This is a genomic window from Desulfofundulus sp. TPOSR (assembly GCF_011393055.1).
GTDB classification, from domain to species: domain Bacteria; phylum Bacillota; class Desulfotomaculia; order Desulfotomaculales; family Desulfovirgulaceae; genus Desulfofundulus; species Desulfofundulus kuznetsovii.
On record NZ_JAAOEF010000002.1, the window covers coordinates 379,232 to 401,943 of the forward strand.

Below are 22,712 nucleotides of genomic sequence, written 5' to 3' on the forward strand. Positions count from 1 at the left end.
GGGGTGGTTGTGTGGGTAACAAAGACTTGAAGAAGGAAATTGCTCGCCTGGAGGAAGAAATTGCCGAACTCAAAAGGCGCTGGCCGGCCCACTCGGTGAAAGCGGAAATGGTGGAGCGGCTTGAAGAGCTGGAAGAGAAGCTGGAGTGCTTACGCCGGCTGGAAGAAAGGGAACTATGAATAATGACCACGTGGGGGCACGGAATTTGCAAAAACAATTTGAATGTGTTATAATCATCTATGCGAAACGAGTTGCTGTGAGTAAACCGGGTGGTCGCGGGTACCCGCAGGGGTGCCTGAGGAAAGTCCGAGCTCCACAGGGCAGGGTGCTGGGTAACACCCAGTGGGGGCGACCCCAAGGAAAGTGCCACAGAAATGCAGACCGCCCAGCACTCAGCCCAGCAGTTTAAAAGGATACTTCATGACAGGCATGGACGGATAGCTGCGAGGTAAAGCACCTTCAACTGTTGGGCTGAGTGCTGGGCAAGGGTGGAACGGTGCGGTAAGAGCGCACCAGCGGCCACGGCGACGGGCCGGCTAGGTAAACCCCACCTGGAGCAAGACCGAATAGGGGGACAAGGGAGTGGCCCGCTCCGTCCCCGGGTAAAGGTCGCTAGAGGCGTCAGGCAACTGGCGTCCCAGATAGATGATCACCCAAGACAGAACTCGGCTTACAGGTTTGCTCACAGCATAAACAAAAAGACCGGACTGTTCTTCAAGAGCAGTCCGGTTTCGTTGTTTTCCGCAGCTTTTTCCGGCTTAATATTCCCATGTTTAAACCCTACCGGGCATTTTCCTACTGTGAATCGGGTTTTTCGTTGGCCAGCGGGGAAGTGGTGCTTGCCCAGGTCCAGCGGTTGTTGGCATAATAATTCCATGCCGTGGAAGCGAGAATGCCTGCCCCGTTGGCCAGGATGGCCGGTATGCGCAGGTAGCAGTGCAAGGCGCTTAGAACGGCTACATTAATCACCATGCCCGCACCGGAACAAAGGTAAAATTTTACGGCCCGGCCCAGCAGATGGTCCTCCTTTTGCTGTGTCCAGGTAAAAAGGTCGTTCAGCAGGAAATTTCCGAATATGGCCAGGCTGGTGGCCAGCAGGGCGGAAAGCACCACATCCAGGGAAAACAGGCGGGTAAAGAGCAGGAAGAAGAACATGTTCACCGCCACCCCTGTTGTACCCACCAGGCAAAACTTCCAGAAGCGCAGGTCTTCGGGGCTGCTTAAAACCAGCCGCACCAGGTGGCGCAGGTAATTAACCTGTTCGGTTAAATTCATTTTGGAGTGGTTATTCCGGCGGCGCTCGAAGACATAGGGAACTTCGGCCGGCCGGTGGTAACGCCCGCGCACCAGCACTTCCATGAGAATCTTCCATCCCAGGGGAGAGAGTGGCACATCTTCAATTACCTCTTTTTTCAGCATAAAAAATCCGCTCAAGGGATCATTTACCGGACGCACCTTTTTAAGGGCCAGGCGGCCAATCACGCGGGCCGTTAGGGAAATCATCCTTCTAAAGGGGGTTAAGCCGCCGTCTTCACCTCCGGGTACAAAGCGGGAAGCAATGACCAGGTCGTTCCCCTTTTCGATGCTCTTTAACAGGCGGGGAAGAACCTCCGGCGGGTGCTGGAGATCCGCGTCCATTACCGCCAGCACGTCGCCCCTGGCCGCTCTGAACCCCTCCACCACGGCCGTGGCCAGACCCCGCTGGTTCTGCCGGTGGATGAACCTGACCTGAGGGTTTTCACGGCTTAATTCTTCCAGAACTTTAGTCGTGCCGTCGTTGCTGTCGTCCACAAACAGGATTTCAAATGTTTTTCCTTTCAGGGACCGGCAAATGCGTTTGGTCAGCGGGACGATATTTTGTTCTTCGTTGTAGGTTGGGATGATTACCGTAAGCAAAGGCATTACCTCCCGGTTTTAAGCAATCCAGTACCCGCGGGCAAAAAGCAAGTAGAGGAAGAAGAACAGGGATGAGGTCAGGGCAAGGATGAAATTGTGCCTCCTTTCTTCCTTGACCAGCCGGGCCAGGGTCAGGTAAATCGGAAATAACACCATCACAAATCGCGGCATGCTCAATAAAGGTGCGTGGGGTGCCGGGGAGAAGAGCGGCACCAAAAGCCCGATCAACGCAAATAATGTATAGGACGGGCGCTCTCTCCCCAGGGATATGAAGAACAACGCCAATCCCGCCAGGGTGAAGGAAAGGTCCAGCAACTGGCGGCTAAAGCGCCGGTTTTCCCACAGGAGCACCGCGGCCTGCTCCAGACTGAACCAGGGCCAGCTAAAGGAGCGGTGCCAGAATTGCTGGGCCTTGATAAAGGCCAGGGGGTTACCCAGCTCTGCCTGCAGGAAAATCATGAAAAACAGTAAGCCCGCGGGGATCAGGGCTAGAAAAACAATGTCCTTGCTTATTTTCCCTTTAGTGGCGCGCCAGTATTCCCACAGCCCGGGAAAAAGTAAAAACACGCCCAAGTTCCGCGTAGCTGCGGCCAGCATGCCGCAAAGGCCGGCCGGAAGCCACCGTCCCTGGCGCAAGAAGTAAAAGGTTAAAAGCACCAGCAGAAGGTAAAGGGATTCGGTATAAATGGCGGAAAGGTAAAAAGCGGTGGGAAACAGGGCCAGGTACCACGTGGCCCCCCGGGAGGTTGGAGGGTCATAGTCCATCCTGGCCAGCCGGTAGAAAATGGCCAGGATGCCGGCCAGGGAGAGATTGGATATTAAGATCCCGGCTGCTGCCGGGGTCAGGCCCAGCCGGCTGAGCAGGTGAATGAGCAATGGGTAAAGAGGAAAGAAGGCAGCGGATTTTTCGTTGTAACCCTCCTGGGCGATTCTCAGGTACCAGCCCGCGTCCCAGCGGTTGAGCCCCTGGCCCACAATGGCAAAAAACTGCCTGGGATCATAATGGCCTGGGAAAAAAATAACGGCAAAATACCCGGCCAACACTATTAACAGCTGGTGGGCCAGGTAGATAGTAACTATATCTAAATTAAATAAAGAAAACAGCCGCCGGAACATAACCACACCCCATAAGTTTTACTTTTGAGTTTCTATTTATACACCGGCCCGGTTAAAAATAAAAAGCGAGATCAAGTCATCCTGATCTCGCCCGTAATACATTTAGCTTTAGCGTTGTTTATTCATCCTTATATTGGCGGAGATGGAAGTGGTTATGCTGGATGCGCAGAACATGGCGCGACCCACACCGGGGGCAGTTAAGAGACTGCTCGTCCACAAAGCGCACCTCACCTATGTGCCGGCCGCAGCAGGTAACCTCTACACTGATCATGCGCCCGTCCGGAAGATGATTTACCCGGTAGTCCACCAGGGCTTTTTGGCTCACGGGATACCACTCCTAACAGAAATTTTTTCTATTATACCGTGAATACCGGGAACAGTAAATTTAAAACGTTTATGTTACCGTGGCACATGGTGTATAATGGCCATAGTGAGAGAGCAAAGAAACAAAGAAAGGATGGTTTAGTTCACATTGGTACAGAAAAAAGAAACCGGTGCCCGGGGTAAACGCCGGCCACGTCGCCGCCGGTCAAAGATTGTTTTACCTACGGGACCGTTAAAGCTCGATCGCTTTCAGGAAGAAGCAATTGCCGCGTTGTTGGAGGGATATACCGTCCTGGTAGCTGCGCCGACGGGAACGGGTAAGACCCTGATTGCCGAAAAACTGCTGGAACATATATTGGCTGCGGGGAAGGGAGCGGTATACACGTCGCCCATTAAAGCCCTCTCCAACCAGAAATTCCGGGACTTCGGGCAGCTTTTCGGTCCGGAGCGGGTGGGGTTGATTACAGGGGACCTTTCCATTAACGAGAGGGCTCCCCTGCTGGTGATGACCACGGAAATCTTTCGCAACTGGTGTTTTGCCAATCCCGAGGAACTGGAGCACACCTCTCACGTCATTTTTGACGAGATGCACTACCTGGACGACCCGGAGCGTGGTACGGCCTGGGAGGAAAGCATCATTTTCGCCCCGCCCCACATGAAGATTCTGGGCCTCTCCGCCACCGTACCCAATATTCAGGAAATTTCCTCCTGGATGGCCGAGGTACGGGGGGAAGTGGTGAAAGTGATTGAAGAACGGTGCCGGGCCGTTCCCCTGGAAATCTCCTGGATTGCGCCCGGGGGAGATGTGCTGGACGAGGAAGAGGCCCGGGAGGAAATTGCCGAGAGACAGGAAATTCGCCGCTGGCGCCGTCACCGCTGGAACGAGATGACGGCTGCCGGGTGGGAGGAATTAGATTATTAGAGATAGGTGGTATGCCCTTGGCCGCCATATTTTCCAGTCCAACCTGTGTTGAAGTGATCGAAGCAATTCAGGACCACCTGCCGGCCCTTTACTTTGCCTTCAGCCGTGGACGGACCGAGTTGCTGGCGGAAGAACTGGGCCGGGAGTGGGATTTCCTTACTTCCGGGGAGAAGCGGGCCGTCCGGCGGATGATCCAGGAAGCGGAGGAGAATAACCCCGGCCTTTTCGGCCCCCGGCGTCAAAACCTGCGCCGCTTGCTGCTTCAGGGCATTGGCTATCACCATGCCGGCCTGTCGCCACTGCTCAAAGATCTGGTGGAAAGGCTGTATGAATCCCGGCTGGTTTATGTCCTTTTTTGCACGGAAACCTTTGCCGTGGGGGTTAACTTTCCCGCCGCCAGTACGGTTTTTGACGCCTGCCGCAAGTGGGACGGCCAGGAGTTCCGCCCCCTTTTAAACCGGGAATTTTTCCAGATGGCCGGCCGGGCGGGCCGGCGCGGGTATGATGAGGTGGGGCGGGTTTTCGTGCGCATCGACGAGCGTTTCCCCGAGCAAACCGGCTTTTACCGGGAGGACGAGGTGGAACCGGTCCGGGGCAGGCTTACCATCTCGCCCAATACGGTTTTAAGCCTTTTGCACTGGAAAACCGATGCGGAAATTCGCCGCCTGCTGGAAAAAAATTTATCCGTCTACCAGAGCAATAAAGAGAGCCGGCAGCTCCGCCGGGAGGTGCAGAAGCTGGAAGAAAAGGCGGCGGAACTGGCCCGGTGTTTTTGCCCCGACCGGGGCCGGGACTGCTGCGAGCTTTACCGGGTCAAGCTGCGCAAAGAGCTGAACCAGCTTAAAAAAAGCAAGCACCGCAATCGCTCCGACATAAGACAGCGCCGGCAGGAAGTTCAGCTTTTATTGCAAAAGGCGCGCAAAAAATGTCGCTATAAGATTTGTCTCGATGCATCAAGGGAGATACGCCGGCTGGAGGAAAGGGTTCACCTGCTGCACAAGCGGTTGAAGCAGCTGGACAAACACTCCCGGGATTATGTGCGGGAGTTTGAGAATGTGTGGAGCCTGCTGGAAAAACTGGGGTATGTGCAGGGCCGGGAGCTTTTACCCCGGGGGAGATTCGCCCTTTACGTGCACGTGCAGGAAATACTGGTTACCGAGCTGGTTTTCTCCGGTATTATCCTGGAGTCCCCTCCTGTTGAGGCGGCTGCCATCCTGGCCGGGGTGGACTACCAGCCCGGGCGGGATGAACAGGTGATTCCACCTCCCTTTTCCCTGGAAAGGGTGGAAGAATTGCGCCGTTTTTTACTCGGGAGCGGCGTACCGGAGCACTTTTGTGTCTGGTCGCCCCTTCCCGCCGCCCTGGCCGCGGCCTGGTACCAGGGAGCCACCTTTGACCAGCTTTTGGGCATGACCAACCTTCAGGAAGGGGACATCTTTTCCATCCTGCGCCGGGAAATAGACCTTTTGCGCCAGATTGAAAGAGCCGCCGGGGAAGACCGCGCCCTGGCCCTGCTGGCCAGGGAACTGCGCCGGCGGCTGGACCGGGACGAGGTGGCCGTGGTGGGGGTGTAAAGAAAAAAGCGGGCTTATCGCCCGTTGTGTTTTTGCTATCGAACGGGAGTTATGTATGAGCTGGCTGTTAAGGAGTTATGTTCAGAATGACCACCGCTGGCGCTCCAGCAGTAGCTTTTTCTCTCTAGCTTATACTTGATTTTGCTTGACCTTACTAACGCAGTTCTTCGGGTACCTCCGGCTGGTACCACGTGAGCCAGCTGGCCGGGTAGATGCCCGTGGCGGCCACCACCATGGCCACGGTGGCGACAAGCCCTAAAAACCAGTGCTTAAGCCGCATTCTTTACACCTCCTTTGCCGGGGATGAGTATGGAGTGCAGCCGGCCCAGGAAAACGTCCAGCCATTCTATAAAGCGGTAGCCGGCCGGAGTTACGGTAAAGGATTGAAAGGCCAAGCCCAGGGCGCTGGCGGCCACCAGGTCCCTCCGCAGAGGGAAAAACCAGACAACCGCAACGTAACACAGGGGTACCAGCAGGGAAATTACCTTCAGCGCCCGGCGGTGGCCCACCCGGGTGATGGGCTTGGCCGGGGTGTCCGCCGGCGCCCGGAACAGGGCTACTATAACGGCGAAAAGGGTTGCGGCCAGAGCCATACCCTGGGCGGGAATGTCCGTTTCCGGGAGCCAGCGGGCCAGAAAGCCCAGGCCTGTGAAGGTGGTTAGGGAGCCAATCAGGCAGCGGTAGTAGGCGGTGCAGTGGGCCCCCCCGGCCGCCAGGCGGAAAACCACACTGGCCAGCAGGACCGCCATCACCTGGGGCAAAATGCCCAAAAGCAGCGGTATCGTCACAAAGCATACCACTTTCACCACTGCACCCAGGAGCAGCTCCAGGCCGTAGGCCATCACCGCCGCCCGCTCCTCCTGCTCCAGCTCTTTGCTCAACCAGGAGGCAATTTTCCGGGCCAGGTTGTGGATCATTGTTCTTCTGCACCTGCCTTGGGTAGGGTTACCGTAAAGATGGTGGGCGGGGAGGAGACCTTTATCTTCCCGCCGTGCTGTTGCACTATCTCCCGTACAATGGCCAGCCCCAGGCCCCGGTTTTCCCCCTTGGTGGAGAATCCCGGTTCAAAGATCTTTTCCATCAGGTCCTCCCTGATGCCGGGGCCGGAATTGCCCACCGAGATGATGTAGTTCTCCTCGTCCTCGTTTATTTCCAGCCTGATATAACGGTCCCTGGTCGCCAAAAACGCCACCGCATCCATGGCGTTGTCCAGCAGGTTGCCCAGTATGCGGTTCAGGTTGTGGGGGCGCACGGCTAGTTTAGCCAGGTCGGATTCAATGACCAGGCCAAAGCTGATGTTGCGGCTGGCCGCCAGGGCCGCCTTTTGCTGGACCAGGGCGGCCACCTCGGGTGATTTCAACTTCAGGGTCTGGGTGAGGATGCGGATGTCCCCCGTCACCTCGGCCAGGTACTCCCGGGCGCTTTCCAGCTTGCCCATCTGCAGCATGCCGTACACGGCCTGCAGGTGGCTGATGAAGTCGTGGCGCTGGGCCCGGATGTTGCGGATCATTTCTTCCAGGTCCTGGATGTGTTTGGCCTGCTGGCGTATCAAGTTATCCTGTTCTTCCACAATTAATGACTTTCTTAATAGAATGAACCCTAAAATAGTGTTTCCAAAAACTACTATATCAACCAATACTATCCAGGCTAAAGGTATAGATGTTGTAAAGTAAACTAAGTATTGAGTAAAAATAGTAATAAGCAATGCCTGTCCCAAACTAAAAACTGCCATTAGATAGTTTGGAAAGAATAGTGCACTCATCAGTTAATCATGCTCCCGTTCTTTTGTTTGGTTGGAACGGTAAATGCCTAGTGAGCGTAACGTAACCTTCTTTCTTACACACCAAAAGGTGATTAAAGTCAGTACAATTAGCTCAGGGATGGCTAAGAAAATACGAAGGGTCAGCGACTCCCAAATTTCATTAATTGTTTTGCCCATCAGAAAGATTAATATAGGCAATATGAGCATTTCTACTGTTGCCAGGATAGCTATGCCGATCATGGCCACATTAATGGCCACGGGGAAGGAAGTTTTGAAAAATACGACCACCAGGAGGGTGATTACGAGTATCCCGATCAAAGTATGTACCCCATATGGTATGGGCAGTTCCCGTACGAAATAGGAAGCCACGGAAGAGAGCACTGCTGCCGGAATAATCCGCTGCCATTTGAGTTCTATGCCCATAAGGGTTAACCCCAAAGTCAGGATGATGATACTCTCCGGAATAGACTGAAGAATCAAAGCCACCAAAGGCATTTTATCCATTGTTGTCTCTCCATTTAAGATTGTCGGTATAATACTCATCACGGGTTTCAGCCACCCATCATGCAACTTCCCCGTCCCTGGTGCAAGGGCTTCCATTAAAAGCCATTCTTTGGCATATATTTCTGCAGAAACAAAAAATCTCCTTCTTTATTAACAGAAAAATTTTCTAATTTTCTACAGAAATTTTTTCTGTCTTCCATTTTTCGTGGAAATCAGGAAAACCCTTGCCGGGGCCTTGCCCTAAAGGGAAGGGGGAAACATGGTAGACCGGTATTGCTGTGCCCGCTGTCGATAATGGACGGCCAGTTTTTGGAACTTTTCCGTTTCCTGTGCTGAAAGCTGCCGGACCACCCGGGCCGGGGAACCCAGGGCCAGGTGCCCGGCGGGAATTTCCTGCCCCTCCACCACCAGGGCCCCGGCCCCCACTACGGCTCCTTTGCCGACGCGGGCTCCGTTGAGGACGATGGCTCCCATGCCAATAAGTGAGCCGTCTTCAACGGTACATCCGTGGAGAACGGCCCCGTGGCCAACCGTAACCCGGTTTCCGATTTTCAAGGGGCAGCCGGGGTCTTCATGCAACAGGCACCCGTCCTGAATGTTTGTCTCCTCACCTATTGTTACCTCGTCCACATCCCCCCGGATCACCGTGTTAAACCAAACGCTGCTACCCCGGCCGATTTCCACCCGGCCAACGATCCTGGCTCCCGGGGCAATAAAAACATCTTCCCCCAACTGCGGCTTATGGCCTTCGAATTCATAAATGCCCATGGCTTGTCCCTCCCTTATCTTTTTTATAAAAACTATACCTTGCCGTCCCGGGAAAGGCAACCAGTTTGAGATCCCGCCTTTTTGAGCCGTTTTAAAAGAGTGCGGCCAGAAGTACATGCGACCTTTCAGGATGCTAAAATGTATGTGCTTCTGTAGCTCAGAAAAGAGTAATCAAAAAAAGTACCCCTATTGCTAGGGGCTTTTGATGGGGAAAGGAGAGGCGGTTTACAGTTGTGAAAACTTTCACTTTTAAGTATACATCATACTCTTTCCCCTGTCAACAAAAAATATATAAAAGTGTCTACCACGTCTCCCTGTGAAAAATTATTCCTTTCCGGGTAATCTCGCGGTAGAGAGGCTCAGCTTGGAACGAGGGGGACTGAAATTCTTGCATATCGCACGCCAGGGCAGTTACCGGAACATTCTCTTTCAGGCTGATTCGATGAGCTTCATCTTTAATTGTATCGCGGATCTTTTTATCAAGCCTTTCCGTAATTACAAGAACATCAATATCCGCATTCGGGGTGCTGTTCCCTCTCGCATGAGAACCAATGGCATGGGAGCCGAACAGGATGACCGCTTTAACAGGTACATCTTTATTTTTGAGAGCGTCTGCGTACATTAGAACAATTGCTTTAACACGTTTATCTACGGGCACAGGCATAGATAGTCACCTACCGTATTCCCGGCCATCTGGCCGGTCATTATTTCCGCCATTTCGGCCTGCCGTTTCAGGGCGAAACTGCGTCCTTTCCGTAACCAGAGCCTAATCAACCAGCGAATTTTGATAGGTGAGAGCTTCAAAAGCCTTAACATGCGTTTTGCTTATCCTCTTGCCGAAGCGCACCATCAACATGTTTGCCGGATGTTCCAAAATTTCCGGATCATCCGTTCCCCGTCTTTTAAAACCTGCACTTCCGAAAAGCCGGGTCAACATGCGCTGGTAGCCAAAGGCGTCCAGCCCGCTTCCTTCCAGATCCCAGTGCCAGTAAAATTCGGTGGTGATGACCACGTAATCCTCCAGCATCTCGTTCTTAAAGGCCTGTTTTAGCAACTCTTTCGCTATTCCTAGCCTCTGCCAGCTCCGGCTGACTTCAATGGCGCCCAGTTCCAGCAGGCGGGGATGCCTGCTCCACCGGGTATATTCGCTGGGTCTGTGAAATAGCACGTAGCCTATGATTTCATGCCCGTACCGGGCAATATACACCAGTCCTTCCGGGTCGGCCGCGGCAATCATTAAAGCCTCTTTCTGCCGTGCGGGGCTGCGGAAATTGCGCAGCCTCTCGTTCATAGTAAGGCTGGCCAGGTACTCCTTGCTGACAGGTCCCTCAATGATTACCATGCCCTGGGGTGTGGTTAATTGTTTTATTTCGGTTATTTTGGCACTCGCAGTTATCATGGTCGCCCACCGATCTTTCTTTATATTCTTACCTGGTTGGGTAAGGCCATTACTGGTTATAAAAATATTCTGATAAAACCCTTAAAAATCCTGCCGCCGGAAAAAACTTTTCCCGGCTTTTTTAAAATCTTACTGCACCAGGACGGTTTGCCCTTCCTCCCCGGTCCCAACAACTAACTGGTGATAATGCCGTATTTTTGCGCCCGGTATAAGAGGGCCGAGCGGGTAATGCCCAGCAACTGGGCGGCGCGGGTTTGATTACCCCCGCTTTTCTGAAGGGCTTTGATGATCAACTCCTTTTCCACCTGTTCCAGGGAGATGCCTTCATCGGGGAAGTTGATCACCAGTTCCTTTTCATTTTGGGGCGTGTGCAGCAGTTCCTTGGGCAGGTGTTCGGGCAGTATTTCATTGCCCTGGCAAATAATGGCCGCCCGCTCAATTACGTTCTGCAGTTCCCGGATGTTTCCCGGCCAGTGGTAACTGCACAAAAGCTCCATGGCCGCCGGGGAAATTTTATTCACCAGGTACTTGGGGCGAAATTTTTCCAGGAAATGGTTGGCCAAAAGGGGGATGTCCTCCTTTCTTTCCCGCAATGGCGGCAGGTGGATCTGGAACACATTCAGGCGGTAATAGAGATCCTCCCGGAAGATCCCTTTTTCTATGGCTTCGGTCAGGTTGCGGTTTGTAGCCGCAATAACCCGCACATCAACATGGATTGTTTCCGTGCCTCCCACCCGCTCGAAAGACATTTCCTGGACCACCCGCAGGAGCTTGGCCTGCATGGAAAGGGACATTTCGGTGATCTCATCCAGGAAAATGGTGCCCCGGTCGGCCAGTTCAAAACGACCAAGTTTGCGGGCAGCGGCCCCGGTAAAAGCCCCCTTTTCATGACCAAAAAGTTCGCTTTCCAGTAAATGTTCGGGCAGCGCTGCGCAGTTAATGGCAATAAAGGGCCCGTCCCGGCGGGGGCTGTTTTGGTGGATGGCTACCGCGGCCACCTCTTTGCCGGTACCGCTTTCCCCGGTAATTAAGACGGTAGCATCGCTCGCGGCCACCCGCTCGATCAATTTAACCACTTCCTGAATGGCCGGGCTTTTTCCCACCAATTTGCTGTACCTTCTGGTTAACTCGGAGCGCAGAAAGCTAACCTCGGTGGCCAGCTGGGTGATCACCAGGTTTTGTTTGATGACCATTTTCAATTCGTCCAGGTCGAAAGGTTTGGTGATGTAATCGGCCGCCCCTATTTTCATGGCCTCAATGGCCGTCTCGATGGTGCCGTGGGCGGTGAGAATAACCACGGGGATTTTGGGCTGCATTTCCCTGGCCTTGCGGAGTACATCCATTCCGTCCATCTCGGGCATTTTTAGGTCCAGAATTACCAGGGAAGGTTGTTCCTCGCGGATTAGTTCCAGTCCTTTTAACGGGGAGGTGGTGGATAACACATGGTAGCCTTCCTGTTGCATGGCCCGTTCCAGTGCCCAGCAAAGATGCTGTTCGTCATCAATGATTAGAATTGTTGGTACCATGGTTGGCTTGCCCTCCTGTCGGATCCATTATGGGTAGGCATACGGTAAAGGTGGCCCCTTTTTCACTTGATGTCACATCAATGTTTCCGCCATGGCTGGCGACAATCTGGTGGCTGATGGACAGCCCCAGTCCGGTTCCGTCTTTCCGGGTGGTGTAAAAAGGATCGAAAATCCGTGAGATGTCCTCGCTGGCAATTCCCGGTCCGGTATCACTGAACTGGATGCACACGCGGTTGTTACCGGCATAGGTTTTGATGGTTAGCCTGCCTCCGTCGGGCATGACCTGGACGGCGTTCAGGATTAAATTGACAAATACCTGTTTAATGCGTTCTCCGTCCACTTCTATAAGCGGAATGTGCGGGTCTTTTTCTACATTTAGCTGTACTTGATGCTGCCTCAGCAGAGGGGTGGTAAAGGTAAGCACTTTATCGAGCAGGGAATTTACCGACGCGGGATGGACGAAATTTTTGGCCGGCCGGCCGAAATCCAGCAACTCCTGGATAATCCTGTTCTGCCGGTCGATTTGTTCTTTTATGATATTGGTATATTGCTTAATATCAGGTACGCCCTTTAAATCTTGTTCCATTACCTGGATGATGGTTTTAACAACGGAAATGGGGTTGCGCAATTCATGGGCGATGCCGGTGACCAGGCGACCGAGGGCGGCCAGGCGTTCGGACCGGTGCAGTTGCTCCTCCAGCTTTTCTTTTTCAGCGATGGAGCGGGCCATCCGGTTAATGGCCCGGGCAATTTGACCGGCTTCCCCGGGAAGGTCCGGAAGCAGGTGATTCAAATCCTTCTCCAGGTGGCCCAGCCCTTCCTTGATTTGGTTTACAGATCTTACTAGATTATGGACCAGAAAAAGAACCCCTCCGGTACAGGCAAAGAAAACAAACAAGGTCACGTAGCGGGAGATAAGCCGGAAGTAACGGCTCTGGGCAAAGATGGGATGCAGGCGTTCATCAACCCACGCTACCGCCACCAGCTTGCCGTCGATAATGACGGGTGTCAGGTATTCAAAAGTTTCATCATTCAAACTGGTAGTCAGGCGGGCCAGGGGGCGCTGGCTGGCCACTACCGCCATCAAACCCGAATCAGCCTCATTCAAAATGCGTCTTTCCCTTTCCCGGCTTTCCTGGGGGGAAAGCTGGCGGTACTCGTGCAGAAAACCCTGGACAAAAATTTGTTTATGATCAGGCAAGTAAAGGCCAAACCTGACACCGGGATGGTTGGGCACCAGGGGGCGGGTGACCTCCTCAAAACTGGCCTGCAGGTAACTGGCCTGGTTTTCGGGATCCAGGTCAATAAACCTTTCTTCCTGCAGTCTTTTTTGCAGCGCTTGTTCCAGACCGGGGACAACCTGCTTGTGCAATAGAGAGCCGAGACGTTCCTCTAGGGAGGAAATCATGGCCTCTTCACTTTTGGTGGCAAAAATAAGGTCGTAAAGAAGCAATAAAACCGGAATCAGCAGTAGCACCACGGTGATGGCCATAATTTGAAAGCGCAGGCTGCGCCAGCTGACCTTAATCATACTCCCCCTCTTTTCCCGCTAACCAAAGTGATGGATAACAAACACCTGCTGTCTGAAAACAGACAGCGGTCTGTTTTTGTAATCACCTTCACATGTCCCTTTTTGCTGGCTGGTTAGTTTGTGAAACTGTCTGTTTTTAAACACAACAGGCTACTTGCCTTGGGGGCAAAACCTGTATTTTTCCGGGCTTAACAGGCTGGTACGCAAAATGCAAGGTCAATTTATAACTTTTTTCACAAGCCTTTGCGTTTATTATAACATGCCGGTGTCGTTTAAGAAACATCATCCGGACAAATACGGGGGTTTTTTGTCGGCTAATATGTGCATGGGGTTACAAGCACAAAGCCTTCGCGGGATTGGTCAAGTGAGGTGATAAAGGGGTCATGGTGGAGAGGGATATCCTGCAGCTTTTCAACCGGCGCAAAGAAGAGTTTTTAAAAAAGGTTACCCAACAGGCCATGGAGGGCGAGGGGGAAAAGGCCGGTGTAATGCGCGAGCTTAAAAAGTTCCTGGACTGGTTCGAGTACTGGCTGCAGAGCGAAGAAGGCGTGAATATAGAAGAGGCTGCTCTCGTCCCCGAGGAAAAAACCTTCGACCAATTTTTAGATGAAGTGCTGGCCGAGACCAAGCGGATTCTGGCGGAACAAAACATCGAGGTGACGTACACCCTGCCCGGGCAAAACCTGGGGATCAGTGAGTCCTGGAAGTGTGTAAAGGTTTTCGGCAATAACGACATTTACTACCGCATTGGCCGGACCCGGCCGCGGAAGGGGCCTTATCAGGGCCGGGAGCTATTAGTTATCGATCTGGTTATGGATGGTTATAAAAGGCAGGTTTTCCTGCCCCTTTTGGAACTGAAGGAGGAAATTGAAAAACGCCTGGGGGCCGTACTGGAGAGGGAACTGCCCAAGGTGGAGGCAACCGGCAAATACCGGCTCAAGGTGATCCTGCCCTATGAAATTGTACGCAGGGGGGATGCCTGGCTGGCGGCGCGCAAGTTTGCCGACTTCGTTGCCGTAACCAAGCCGTTGATTAACAGGTTGGGCATTCAATGATAGCGGTTGGTCCCCAGTGGTTAATGATAGGCATTATGTCAAGGGGGAGGTGGAAAAACCGCTCGAGACAGGCAAAAGGGTTAACAAAAATGGGGACGTATGGTCCCGGTAAGCAGGCCGGATGGTTTCCGGAATTAATTCAGGATGTCCGGGATTTGAGGCCATACTAACAATGAATCCTGGAGGGATAAGATATGCTTGATTGGTTAGCTACCTTTACAGGGGGAGGACTGGCGGCCAAGGCAACCGCAGCCGTGACCACCACTGGGGCGGCGGTAAGCACGGCTGCCGGGACCCCGGGTATGCCCTGGTGGGTATGGCCGCTGCTCCTGTTTATTACCACTTTCGTGCTGGGTATTGTGGCTGTGCTTGGGGGTGTAGGAGGCGGTGTTTTGTTTGTTCCCATCGTAGGCAGCTTTTTTCCCTTTAATCTGGACTTTGTCCGCGGGGCGGGGTTGCTGGTGGCCCTGGCCGGGGCTCTGGCGGCAGGACCGGGCCTTTTAAAACTTAACCTGGCCAATCTGCGACTTGCCTTGCCGGTGGCTTTAATAGCATCCACTTTCAGCATGGTGGGAGCTTTTATCGGCCTGGCTCTGCCCAACAACGTGGTGCAGACCGCTCTGGGTATTACCATCGTGCTCATTGCCTTTTTGTTCGTAGTTTCAAAAAACACGGAATTTCCCCAGGTGGGAGGAAGCGATAAGCTGGCCCGGTTTTTAAAAATAGGTGGTACCTATTACGAACGTTCTTCCGGGAAAACCGTAGACTGGTCGGTATGGCGAACGCCACAGGGTTTCCTTTTATTTATCGCCATTGGTATTATGGCCGGTATGTTCGGCCTGGGTGCCGGGTGGGCGAATGTTCCGGTGCTGAACCTGCTCATGGGTGCGCCCCTTAAGGTAGCTGTGGGCACCAGCAAGTTCCTCCTCTCCATTACCGATACCTCGGCGGCCTGGGTTTACCTGAACCAGGGGGCGGTGTTGCCCGTTATCGCCGTGCCTTCCATCGTGGGCATTATGTTAGGTTCTTTCGTTGGGGTGCGGCTGCTGGCCACGGCCAAGCCTAAAGCCGTGAAATACCTGGTGATCGTTTTACTCCTGGCTGCCGGCCTGCGTTCACTGCTCAAAGGTTTGGGGATCTGGAACTAGCTTAGAGGGGACTTTTAAGGAGGGGAAAAAAGATGGCCAAACCGCAAGCGGAAATGCTGAAGAGCCCCGCGCCGCAAAAAGCACCGGCAAAAGCACCCGCGGCGCCACAGGTGGAGGTGGCGCCGGAACAGCTGGCTTATGCCAACGTGCTTCTCTACGGCTCCTGGCTGGGGATCGCCCTGTTGCTTTTGACCAATATTATTTATCTCACCGGGCTGGTTAAGCCGTACATTGAACCGGCTATGCTTCCCCAGTACTGGGGAATGAAGGCCAGCGAATTTGTCCAGGTGGCCCACATGCCCACCGGGTGGGGCTGGTTTAACATGCTCGGCTACAGTGACTTCCTGAACTTTATTGGCATGGCACTACTGGCCGCGCTGACCATCGTCGGGTACCTGATTTTATTGCCGGCTTACCTGTCCAAGAAGGATGTACCGTACACTTTTATAGTTCTTGCCGAAGTAGTGGTGCTCGTTCTGGCGGCTTCGGGTGTTCTGGCTGTGGGCGGACACTAAAGGCATACTGGTGGCGAAAAATGCTGCGGCGGCCCTGGTATCAAATGTGGCAACGGTTTGGACTACAGGGGTCGCCTCCTTTAAAGGTCGTCTTGTGACCGATATCACAATCCTGCCGGCTTAGCGAATGAAATAATTCACAAAGCCGTACAGGCAAAGGGCGGTGGGTATGCTCAGGGTAAGCACGGGCAGGAGAAGGTGCCAGCGGTTAACCCGGGCATCTTTTTCCGCCCGCAAAGCGCGGGAAATTTCAATTTCCGCAAAAGGATGACTTAAACTTTTTTCCCACCTTCCCAAAGGCGGCAGCCCCGGATGGGGTGCCAGCGGGGAACTCTGGAGCGGTTCGAAAAGGTAGATTATATTCCGCCGGCGGTAAGCGGCGGGCAGCCCGGCGGGCCGCTTTTTATTCCGGTCTTGATTGCCTTTAAGCGGCCATGACATTGCCCTCGCCCCCTTTATTTTTAAAGACTTTTAAAGTTCTCCGGTGCATTGCTGCGGGGTAAGGCCTTACTCCCGCGTAGCTGGCAAAGGGTGATCAAGGTCAAGCTGAGCATGGTGACCAGGGCCGGCCCAAACATAAGCGCGGTAGTATAAAAGGAGGCCAGGCCGGCCGCCCGGCTGCCCAGCAGCACTAAGGCGGAGCTAAAACCCCACCAGGCAAGGAAAATGCTCTCCTCCGGGTTTTGTAGTATGTCCCGGCGAAGATGCCATGCGTGGAGGTAGCCGGCCAGATAGCCGGTACAAAGGCTTATGAGAGTAATCCCCGCCGCGGAAAAAGTGAACAGGTCGGGAAGGAAGATAATCACGGCGAAGGCACTAACCGGATACAGGGTAAAAGATGCGGTGGCCCGGGCCTGCCGGCGGGATAAGCCGGTCACGTACATCAAAAGCGGTTCCAGCAGGGCACGGGTATTTAATCCAAACAGACCCGCACAAAGGCCGATGGACCCACCAACCAGGCTCACCCGTCCTGCCGTGATATGTTTGGGGAAGGCGAGCCCCGGTACCGCAAGGGGGTATCTCCAGAACAGGCCGCCCGGGGGTAGCGGGTTTTCGTCCTCAAAGCCGAACCGGTAGTAGTGACGATAACGGCCGGCAGCGATGAGGGCGGTGATGACCAGAACGGTGCTGTAGGTAAAAACGAGGACCGCCATGCCTTCCGGCAGGGTGCTGAGCCAGAGGAGGAGTTGTTTTCCGGTTAACATAAAGGGCAGGGATAGAATGGCCACGGTCATGCCCACCCGTTTATAAGCGTGCCGCGTGATTTCAGGGCAGTATATCAACTTTAGTTTGCTGGCTGCATTGAGGAGAATGCCGCTGCCTACAGCTGCGGGTAGGGGCAGGCCGGTAATGATCAGCAGGGGGACGGTAAACAACTGGTAGGCCGGACCGCCGGCGCGATATAAAAATCCTCCGGCAAAGCCGGTCAGGAAGAAAACGGCCGGGCTCATTTTATCCCTCCCCAAATATGCGGAATGATTAAATAAAGAGATCAAAGTGTGCTTGTGATAACTAGCACATATCCTGTTGCTGGTATAATATCATAAACCTTTTTTTAGTGCAATAGGTTGACAGGCTAATTTGTAATATAAGGCACAAAATAGTGGTACTTCCGCAAGCCGCGGAAAATGTGGGGACGGGTTCACTGAACATTTACTTTTTCGGTATGTTAATGAAGGAATTAGACGCCCGACAAAGAATCATAACCGTAAATGTGCTGAATTGTATAAACAAAAATGACCCGTTGTTCGAGAAAGGGGGGTTTTTATAGTGCTTGAGCCATTACCGCCTTGCAGCGCCAATTGTCCGGTTAACACCGATGTGCCCGGTTACCTGGCTGCCATAGCCCGGGGGGATTATCAAAGGGCTGCCAGGCTGATCCGGGCCAACAATACCTTTGCCTCGGTATGCGGGTGGGTTTGCCCCCATCCCTGCGAAGACCATTGCCGGCGGGGACAGGTAGATGCCCCGTTATCGGTACGGGCGTTGAAGAGGTTTGCCCTGGAAAAGGCCGGGGGAGAAAGCATTTTCCCCGATAAGCCGACTGCGCAGTCCCTTCCTTACCGGGTGGCCATAGTGGGAGCCGGTCCGGCGGGACTGACCGCAGCCTGGGACCTGGCCAGGGCCGGGTATACCGTGACGGTATTTGAGCGCCAGCCCGAGGCCGGGGGACATTTATATGCTTCCCTGCCCACCTATCGCCTGCCCCGCCGGGTGGTAAGGGAGGATGTGGGCCGCATCGCCGCTGCCGGCGTGGAGATACGTACCGCGGTGGAGATTGGCAAAGATGTTTCATTAAACGACCTGCAAAAGGAATATGATGCGGTAGTCCTGGCCGTGGGCCTTTCTAAAAGCCGGGGCTTAAACCTGCCGGGGTTTGATCATCCCGGTGTCCTGCTGGCCCTGCCCTTCCTGCAGGGGGCCAACCTGGGCCGCCCGGTGAACATTAAAAAAAGGGTGATTGTCATTGGTGGCGGCGATGTGGCCATGGACGTGGCCCGGACCGCCCTGCGCCTGGGTGCCCGGGAGGTACGGGTAGTTTGCCTGGAGACCTGCGACATTATGCCCGCCCACCCGTGGGAGGTAAAGGAAGCCCAGGAGGAAGGGGTAGAACTGTGCGCCGGATGGGGACCCGTCCGGGCGGTGGTGGAGGATGGGCTTATTCAGGGTTTGGAAGTTAAAGGGGTGTTGTCGGTCTTTGATGACCGGGGTTGCTTTAACCCCACCTTTGACGAAAGCAGGCTTTCATTTGTTCCCGGCGAAATGATCATTCAGGCTATCGGGCAGGTTGCCGATCTTTCGTGCCTGGCGGGCACCCCGGTAGCGGTAAACGAACGGGGCCAGCTGGTGGTGAACCGGGATACGTTGGAAACCAGCGTGCCCGGGGTCTTTGCCTGCGGGGAGGTGGCCTGTGGTCCCGGTCCGGCCATTGCCGCCGTGGCCAGCGGCCACCGGGTTGCTGCTGCCGTGCGGGCCTATCTGGAAGGAGCATCTCTTCCGGCCGGTAAGGCAGCAGTGATCGGTGATTTGCCAGAAGGGGTACGCACCCGTTTGCCATCTTTTGCCAGGCAGGAAGTACCCGTACTTCCTGCCGGTCAGCGCCGGTATTCCTTTGTGGTACAGGAATTGGAGTTTCCCCCGGTGCAGGCTCTGCGGGAAGCGGAGCGCTGCCTGCGCTGTGGTTTGGGGGCGGAAGTGCTTAAGGAACGTTGCGCTGCCTGCCTTACCTGCCAGCGGGTTTGTCCCTACGGGGTGCCGGTGGTGAAAGGAAGAGCGAACATACCGGTGGAGGGTTGCCAGGGGTGTGGTATCTGTGCGGCGGCCTGTCCGGCGGAGGCTATTGTGCTTAAGGGGTTGCCGGAGCAAGAAGTGCATGCCCTTTTGGAGGGGGAAAAAGGGCGGGTCGGCGGGGTAAGTCCCGCGACCGATCCACCGGTGGCCGTCTTTGTTTGCCAGCGGGCCTATTTCCAGGGACTGGTCCCGGAAGCTATCTCTTCCACCCCGGGGTTGGGGCAGGTCCGTATGGTTTCTCTGCCCACGGCCGGCGCGCTTGACCCGCTGTGGTTGCTTAAAGCGCTGGAAGCGGGGGCTTTGGGCGTAGCAGTGATCACCTGTGGAGAAAACAATTGCCGCCATGCCGGTGGGGCTGCCCGGGTCAAGGAGCAATTAAAGCGCTTCCAAAAGTTGCTTGGGGAATTGGGATACGAACCGTCCCGTTTACAATGGCACTGTCTGGGTGCCGGTGGGGATCCCCTGGCCTGGCTCAGTGAATTTGCCCGGGACCTTGTACAGGCAAATAAATCCTGAATTCGCTGCCGGCCCCCTCTTGACTGTTTACCTCAATCCTCCCGCCGTGGTTTTCAATAATGCGGTAGGATATGGTCAACCCCAGGCCGGTCCCGGCATCCTTGGTGGTGAAAAAGGGTGTGCTCAGCCGGGATAATATCTCCTCGGACATACCGTGGCCCGTGTCCCGTACCACCAGCAGGATTTCATCGGACCCGGCCGGCCAGCGGGAGATGAGGGTCAGTCTTCTTACCGGCTGTTCTTCCATGGCCTGCAGGGCGTTGTGAATTAAGTTCAGCAGTACCTGTTTGAGCTGGTCCGGTTGCGCCTTGATGGAGGGTAATTCCGGGGCAAGATCCGGAACCAGCTCCACCTGGGTCAAAAGACACTGGCTTTCCACCAGGGGTAACAGTTCATTGATCAACCGGTTCAGGTCCACGTTTTCCCCCTGGGTGGAATGGGGGCGGGCCAGCACGAGAAAATCACTGATGATTTCATTGGTCCGATCGACTTCCTGGATAATTACATCCAGGTATTCTTTACTTTTTGCATCCTCCACGCGTTCGCTCAGGAGCTGCGCAAATCCCTTGATGGAAGTAAGGGGATTGCGCAGTTCATGGGCCATGCCGGCGGCCATCTGGCCAACCACCGCCAGCTTTTCCTGGTTGTGCTGCAGTTCCTGCTGGCGGTGTAGTTCTGTAATATCATTGAAGACGGTGACTGCGCCGCTGACCCGTCCGTACTTGTCCCGCAGGACATCGGAGCGGACAAGCAGACAGAAATCCTTGTCATTAACTTTATAGTGTACTTCCAGGGGACCCACTGCTTGACCTTTTTCCAGAGCCTGAACGGTAACCAGTTCTTTTCTGTCCATATTAGGGAAGAGATCCCAGATAAATTTGCCTGTTATGCTGGATGGTGGTTGTCCCGTAAGCCGTTCTGTCTCCTGGTTGGCGATGAGCACTCTTCCGGTGGAGTCAACAACAACCACTCCCCCCACCATTTGCTGTAAAATTGTATCAAAGGTTTGCTTTAATAGCTCATATTTTACCTGGGTATTGATGTCCTGGAAGTAAATGACGGTACCCTCCCGGTTATTTCCCCGCATGATAGGTTTCGTTTTCAAGGCCAGGTGGATCCCTTCGCCGTTTTTGCCGGTAATCTCGATTTCCCGGCGCAGCAGGAAGGATTCAGGATCCTCACCCGGGGGGCAGCTGGTTGTCTTCTCTTCCTGGAGCAATTGTTGCAATTCCGTTAATTTTTTCCCCACCACTTCTTCCCAGGTGTATCCCACCAGCTGTTCCCATGCTCGGTTGATATAGCCGATGTTTAGTTCGTTGTCCACGATCATGATAGCCATGGGGATGGTGTCAAGTATACTGTTAAGAGAGTATTGTTCTGCTTTATATTTTGTTTGCCCTTCCATGGAACAGGGTTGGGATTGGTGTGACAAGCGGCGTTTGTATATACCGAGGGGCAGCAGCACCGCTATAAAAAGCAATAGAGTATGGCCCAGTGCCGTACTGGCAACAAGTACCTTGTATACAGTATACTGCATGGGAACAATTTTATGCAGGTGAGAGATCAAAGAATAAGTTAGATAAAATAAACCTGCTAAAGGGACCGCTATCAGGACCGGGAGCCAGTTCCGCACAAACAACCCGCATTCACCCTTTGCTCACAGCTTTCAAAGGACTAATTTATTCAACGTTTAGTATCATTTTCCTGCCCCTGGTGTAAAACTTTTCCTGAAAAACATCGAAGATTTTATTTTTTTCTCCACTCATGGTATAAAAAATTATGGCCATCTAAATTAACCAGCGGAGGTGGGATGTTGAACAGGACGCAGAAACAGATCTTCCGTGCCCTGATGGCAAAACCCAGCACTTTCTGGGAACTCATCAAGGAACAGGATGGGCACCTGGCTCATTTTACACAGGTAATGGAAGAAATGCTTGCCCTGGGTTTGGTCCGTTATGAAGGCAGTTATATTTATCTCACCGATAAAGGGAAAGAGGAGGCCCGGGGCCAGGGCCTGTCCCCTTTACAACCGCTGACCTGTCCCACTTGTGGCGGGAAAACCGTTACCTTTCAGGGCAGTTTTCCCCGGGTGCTTAGAGAGTTTGCGGAGATTGTCCGGCAAAGGCCAGCGGCCATTGCCGAATTTGATCAGGGGTATGTGGACACAATGAGTACAGTAGCCCGGGTGGCCATCATGTACCAGCGGGGTGACCTGGAAAACCAGGATATCCTGCTCATAGGAGATGACGATTTGACCAGCATTGCCATAGCCCTTACCGGTATGGCCAGGCACATTACTGTTTTAGAGGTGGATGACCGGCTGGTAGAGTTTATTGATCTCCAGGCCAGGAAAAAAGGTTGGACTAATCTTTCCGTACACAGGTATGATGTGCGCCACCCTCTCCCCCGGGAGTTTCAGGGCCAGTACGATACTTTTTTGATTGATCCGGTAGAAACACTGCCGGGCATCCGCCTGTTTTTGTCCCGCTGCGCGCTGTCTTTGCGGGGGAAAGGCAGTGCCGGTTATTTCGGTTTGACCCACCTGGAGGCTTCGAGGGACAAATGGTATTTCATTCAGAGGCTGATCCTGGACATGAATTTTGTGATTACAGATATAATCCATAACTTCCAGGAATACGAACTGGAAAGGGAAGGATTTGTGAGCAAAAACTATCCCCTTGTCCAAAGAGCCTTCGGCCCGTTGCCTGTACCGGACACCAACTGGTATACCTCTAACTTTTTCCGCCTCGAAGCCGTAGCTAAGCCGAGGGTTCCGGAACAAGAAAATATTCCCACCGGGCGCGAGTTTTATTTCGACGACGAAGCTTACGCTACTCTACCCTAGTGCTCTACCTTGCGTACGCG

General features: G+C 53.8%; 23 protein-coding genes and 1 other RNA gene. 9 read left to right on the forward strand and 15 right to left on the reverse strand.

Annotation, left to right across the window (positions count from 1 at the left end; all coding sequences use genetic code 11):
- The first annotated feature begins 11 nt into the window (after window positions 1–11).
- A complete protein-coding gene (locus G7K71_RS10405; protein ID WP_166346033.1) occupies window positions 12–179 on the forward strand; it encodes a histidine kinase in 168 nt (55 codons plus the stop codon).
- 78 nt (window positions 180–257) lie between these two features.
- An RNA gene (gene rnpB / locus G7K71_RS10410) (RNase P RNA component class A) lies at window positions 258–689 on the forward strand.
- Window positions 690–795: 106 nt separating this feature from the next.
- On the opposite strand, the gene G7K71_RS10415 is transcribed toward rnpB, so the two are convergent.
- The 3 genes from G7K71_RS10415 to G7K71_RS10425 all read right to left on the reverse strand — a co-directional run bounded on the left by G7K71_RS10415 (window position 796) and on the right by G7K71_RS10425 (window position 3,337).
- Window positions 796–1,896, reverse strand: coding sequence for a glycosyltransferase family 2 protein (locus tag G7K71_RS10415; protein WP_166346036.1), 1,101 nt, complete (start codon window positions 1,894–1,896; stop codon window positions 796–798).
- Between the two features lie 18 nt (window positions 1,897–1,914).
- Entirely contained in the window at window positions 1,915–3,012 is a 1,098-nt protein-coding gene (locus G7K71_RS10420; RefSeq protein ID WP_166346039.1) for a mannosyltransferase family protein, read from the reverse strand.
- Window positions 3,013–3,130: 118 nt separating this feature from the next.
- Window positions 3,131–3,337, reverse strand: coding sequence for a hypothetical protein (locus tag G7K71_RS10425; protein WP_166346042.1), 207 nt, complete (start codon window positions 3,335–3,337; stop codon window positions 3,131–3,133).
- Between the two features lie 147 nt (window positions 3,338–3,484).
- Between G7K71_RS10425 and G7K71_RS10430 the strand changes: the two genes are divergently transcribed.
- Both G7K71_RS10430 and G7K71_RS10435 read left to right on the forward strand, forming a co-directional pair.
- Window positions 3,485–4,258, forward strand: coding sequence for a DEAD/DEAH box helicase (locus tag G7K71_RS10430; protein ID WP_166346045.1), 774 nt, complete (start codon window positions 3,485–3,487; stop codon window positions 4,256–4,258).
- Window positions 4,259–4,269: 11 nt separating this feature from the next.
- Window positions 4,270–5,832 carry a helicase-related protein gene (locus G7K71_RS10435; RefSeq protein WP_166346048.1) on the forward strand — a complete coding sequence of 521 codons (1,563 nt, stop codon included), beginning with the start codon at window positions 4,270–4,272 and terminating at the stop codon, window positions 5,830–5,832.
- Window positions 5,833–5,986: 154 nt separating this feature from the next.
- Here the strand turns inward: G7K71_RS10435 and G7K71_RS10440 are convergent, their stop codons facing one another.
- The 9 genes from G7K71_RS10440 to G7K71_RS10480 all read right to left on the reverse strand — a co-directional run bounded on the left by G7K71_RS10440 (window position 5,987) and on the right by G7K71_RS10480 (window position 13,322).
- Window positions 5,987–6,112: a cyclic lactone autoinducer peptide gene (locus G7K71_RS10440; protein ID WP_166346051.1), complete on the reverse strand. Its 126-nt coding sequence runs from the start codon at window positions 6,110–6,112 to the stop codon at window positions 5,987–5,989.
- Window positions 6,102–6,749 carry an accessory gene regulator ArgB-like protein gene (locus G7K71_RS10445; protein ID WP_166346054.1) on the reverse strand — a complete coding sequence of 216 codons (648 nt, stop codon included), beginning with the start codon at window positions 6,747–6,749 and terminating at the stop codon, window positions 6,102–6,104. Before G7K71_RS10445 ends, G7K71_RS10440 begins: the two co-directional genes overlap by 11 nt.
- Window positions 6,746–7,402 carry an ATP-binding protein gene (locus G7K71_RS10450; RefSeq protein WP_313884956.1) on the reverse strand — a complete coding sequence of 219 codons (657 nt, stop codon included), beginning with the start codon at window positions 7,400–7,402 and terminating at the stop codon, window positions 6,746–6,748. Before G7K71_RS10450 ends, G7K71_RS10445 begins: the two co-directional genes overlap by 4 nt.
- 195 nt (window positions 7,403–7,597) lie before the next feature.
- Window positions 7,598–8,194, reverse strand: a complete 597-nt coding sequence (locus tag G7K71_RS10455) for a hypothetical protein (protein WP_166346057.1) — start codon at window positions 8,192–8,194, stop codon at window positions 7,598–7,600.
- A 144-nt stretch (window positions 8,195–8,338) separates the two neighbouring features.
- Window positions 8,339–8,866, reverse strand: coding sequence for a gamma carbonic anhydrase family protein (locus G7K71_RS10460; protein WP_166346059.1), 528 nt, complete (start codon window positions 8,864–8,866; stop codon window positions 8,339–8,341).
- A gap of 301 nt (window positions 8,867–9,167) precedes the next feature.
- The gene (locus G7K71_RS10465) at window positions 9,168–9,530 is read right to left on the reverse strand and encodes a nucleotidyltransferase domain-containing protein (protein WP_166346062.1); all 363 of its coding nucleotides are present in this window, start codon (window positions 9,528–9,530) and stop codon (window positions 9,168–9,170) included.
- Window positions 9,531–9,632: 102 nt separating this feature from the next.
- Entirely contained in the window at window positions 9,633–10,265 is a 633-nt protein-coding gene (locus G7K71_RS10470) for a GNAT family N-acetyltransferase (RefSeq protein ID WP_166346065.1), read from the reverse strand.
- 173 nt (window positions 10,266–10,438) lie between these two features.
- On the reverse strand, window positions 10,439–11,791 hold the full coding sequence (locus G7K71_RS10475; RefSeq protein ID WP_166346068.1) for a sigma-54 dependent transcriptional regulator: 1,353 nt from the start codon (window positions 11,789–11,791) through the stop codon (window positions 10,439–10,441).
- Window positions 11,766–13,322, reverse strand: a complete 1,557-nt coding sequence (locus G7K71_RS10480; RefSeq protein WP_166346070.1) for an ATP-binding protein — start codon at window positions 13,320–13,322, stop codon at window positions 11,766–11,768. Before G7K71_RS10480 ends, G7K71_RS10475 begins: the two co-directional genes overlap by 26 nt.
- 383 nt (window positions 13,323–13,705) lie before the next feature.
- Here G7K71_RS10480 and G7K71_RS10485 point away from each other — a divergent pair, with 383 nt between their 5' ends.
- From G7K71_RS10485 to G7K71_RS10495, 3 genes are all read left to right on the forward strand, one after another.
- Window positions 13,706–14,377 (forward strand): hypothetical protein, encoded by a 672-nt coding sequence (locus tag G7K71_RS10485; RefSeq protein ID WP_166346073.1) that lies wholly within the window; start codon window positions 13,706–13,708, stop codon window positions 14,375–14,377.
- Window positions 14,378–14,571: 194 nt separating this feature from the next.
- The gene (locus tag G7K71_RS10490; protein WP_013823605.1) at window positions 14,572–15,525 is read left to right on the forward strand and encodes a sulfite exporter TauE/SafE family protein; all 954 of its coding nucleotides are present in this window, start codon (window positions 14,572–14,574) and stop codon (window positions 15,523–15,525) included.
- Window positions 15,526–15,557: 32 nt separating this feature from the next.
- The gene (locus G7K71_RS10495; protein WP_166346076.1) at window positions 15,558–16,040 is read left to right on the forward strand and encodes a DUF1634 domain-containing protein; all 483 of its coding nucleotides are present in this window, start codon (window positions 15,558–15,560) and stop codon (window positions 16,038–16,040) included.
- Window positions 16,041–16,160: 120 nt separating this feature from the next.
- On the opposite strand, the gene G7K71_RS10500 is transcribed toward G7K71_RS10495, so the two are convergent.
- Entirely contained in the window at window positions 16,161–16,481 is a 321-nt protein-coding gene (locus tag G7K71_RS10500; RefSeq protein WP_166346079.1) for a hypothetical protein, read from the reverse strand.
- Between the two features lie 20 nt (window positions 16,482–16,501).
- Complete coding sequence (locus G7K71_RS10505) at window positions 16,502–17,491, reverse strand: sulfite exporter TauE/SafE family protein (protein WP_166346082.1); 990 nt, start codon at window positions 17,489–17,491, stop codon at window positions 16,502–16,504.
- Window positions 17,492–17,810: 319 nt separating this feature from the next.
- On the opposite strand from G7K71_RS10505, the gene G7K71_RS20050 reads away from it, so the two are divergent.
- Entirely contained in the window at window positions 17,811–19,847 is a 2,037-nt protein-coding gene (locus G7K71_RS20050) for an FAD-dependent oxidoreductase (RefSeq protein WP_166346085.1), read from the forward strand.
- On the opposite strand, the gene G7K71_RS10515 is transcribed toward G7K71_RS20050, so the two are convergent.
- A complete protein-coding gene (locus G7K71_RS10515) occupies window positions 19,804–21,384 on the reverse strand; it encodes a PAS domain S-box protein (protein ID WP_313884957.1) in 1,581 nt (526 codons plus the stop codon). The two genes, G7K71_RS20050 and G7K71_RS10515, sit on opposite strands and share 44 nt — an antisense overlap.
- Before the next feature lie 273 nt (window positions 21,385–21,657).
- Between G7K71_RS10515 and G7K71_RS10520 the strand changes: the two genes are divergently transcribed.
- Complete coding sequence (locus G7K71_RS10520) at window positions 21,658–22,692, forward strand: bis-aminopropyl spermidine synthase family protein (protein ID WP_166346091.1); 1,035 nt, start codon at window positions 21,658–21,660, stop codon at window positions 22,690–22,692.
- Window positions 22,693–22,712: the final 20 nt, after the last annotated feature.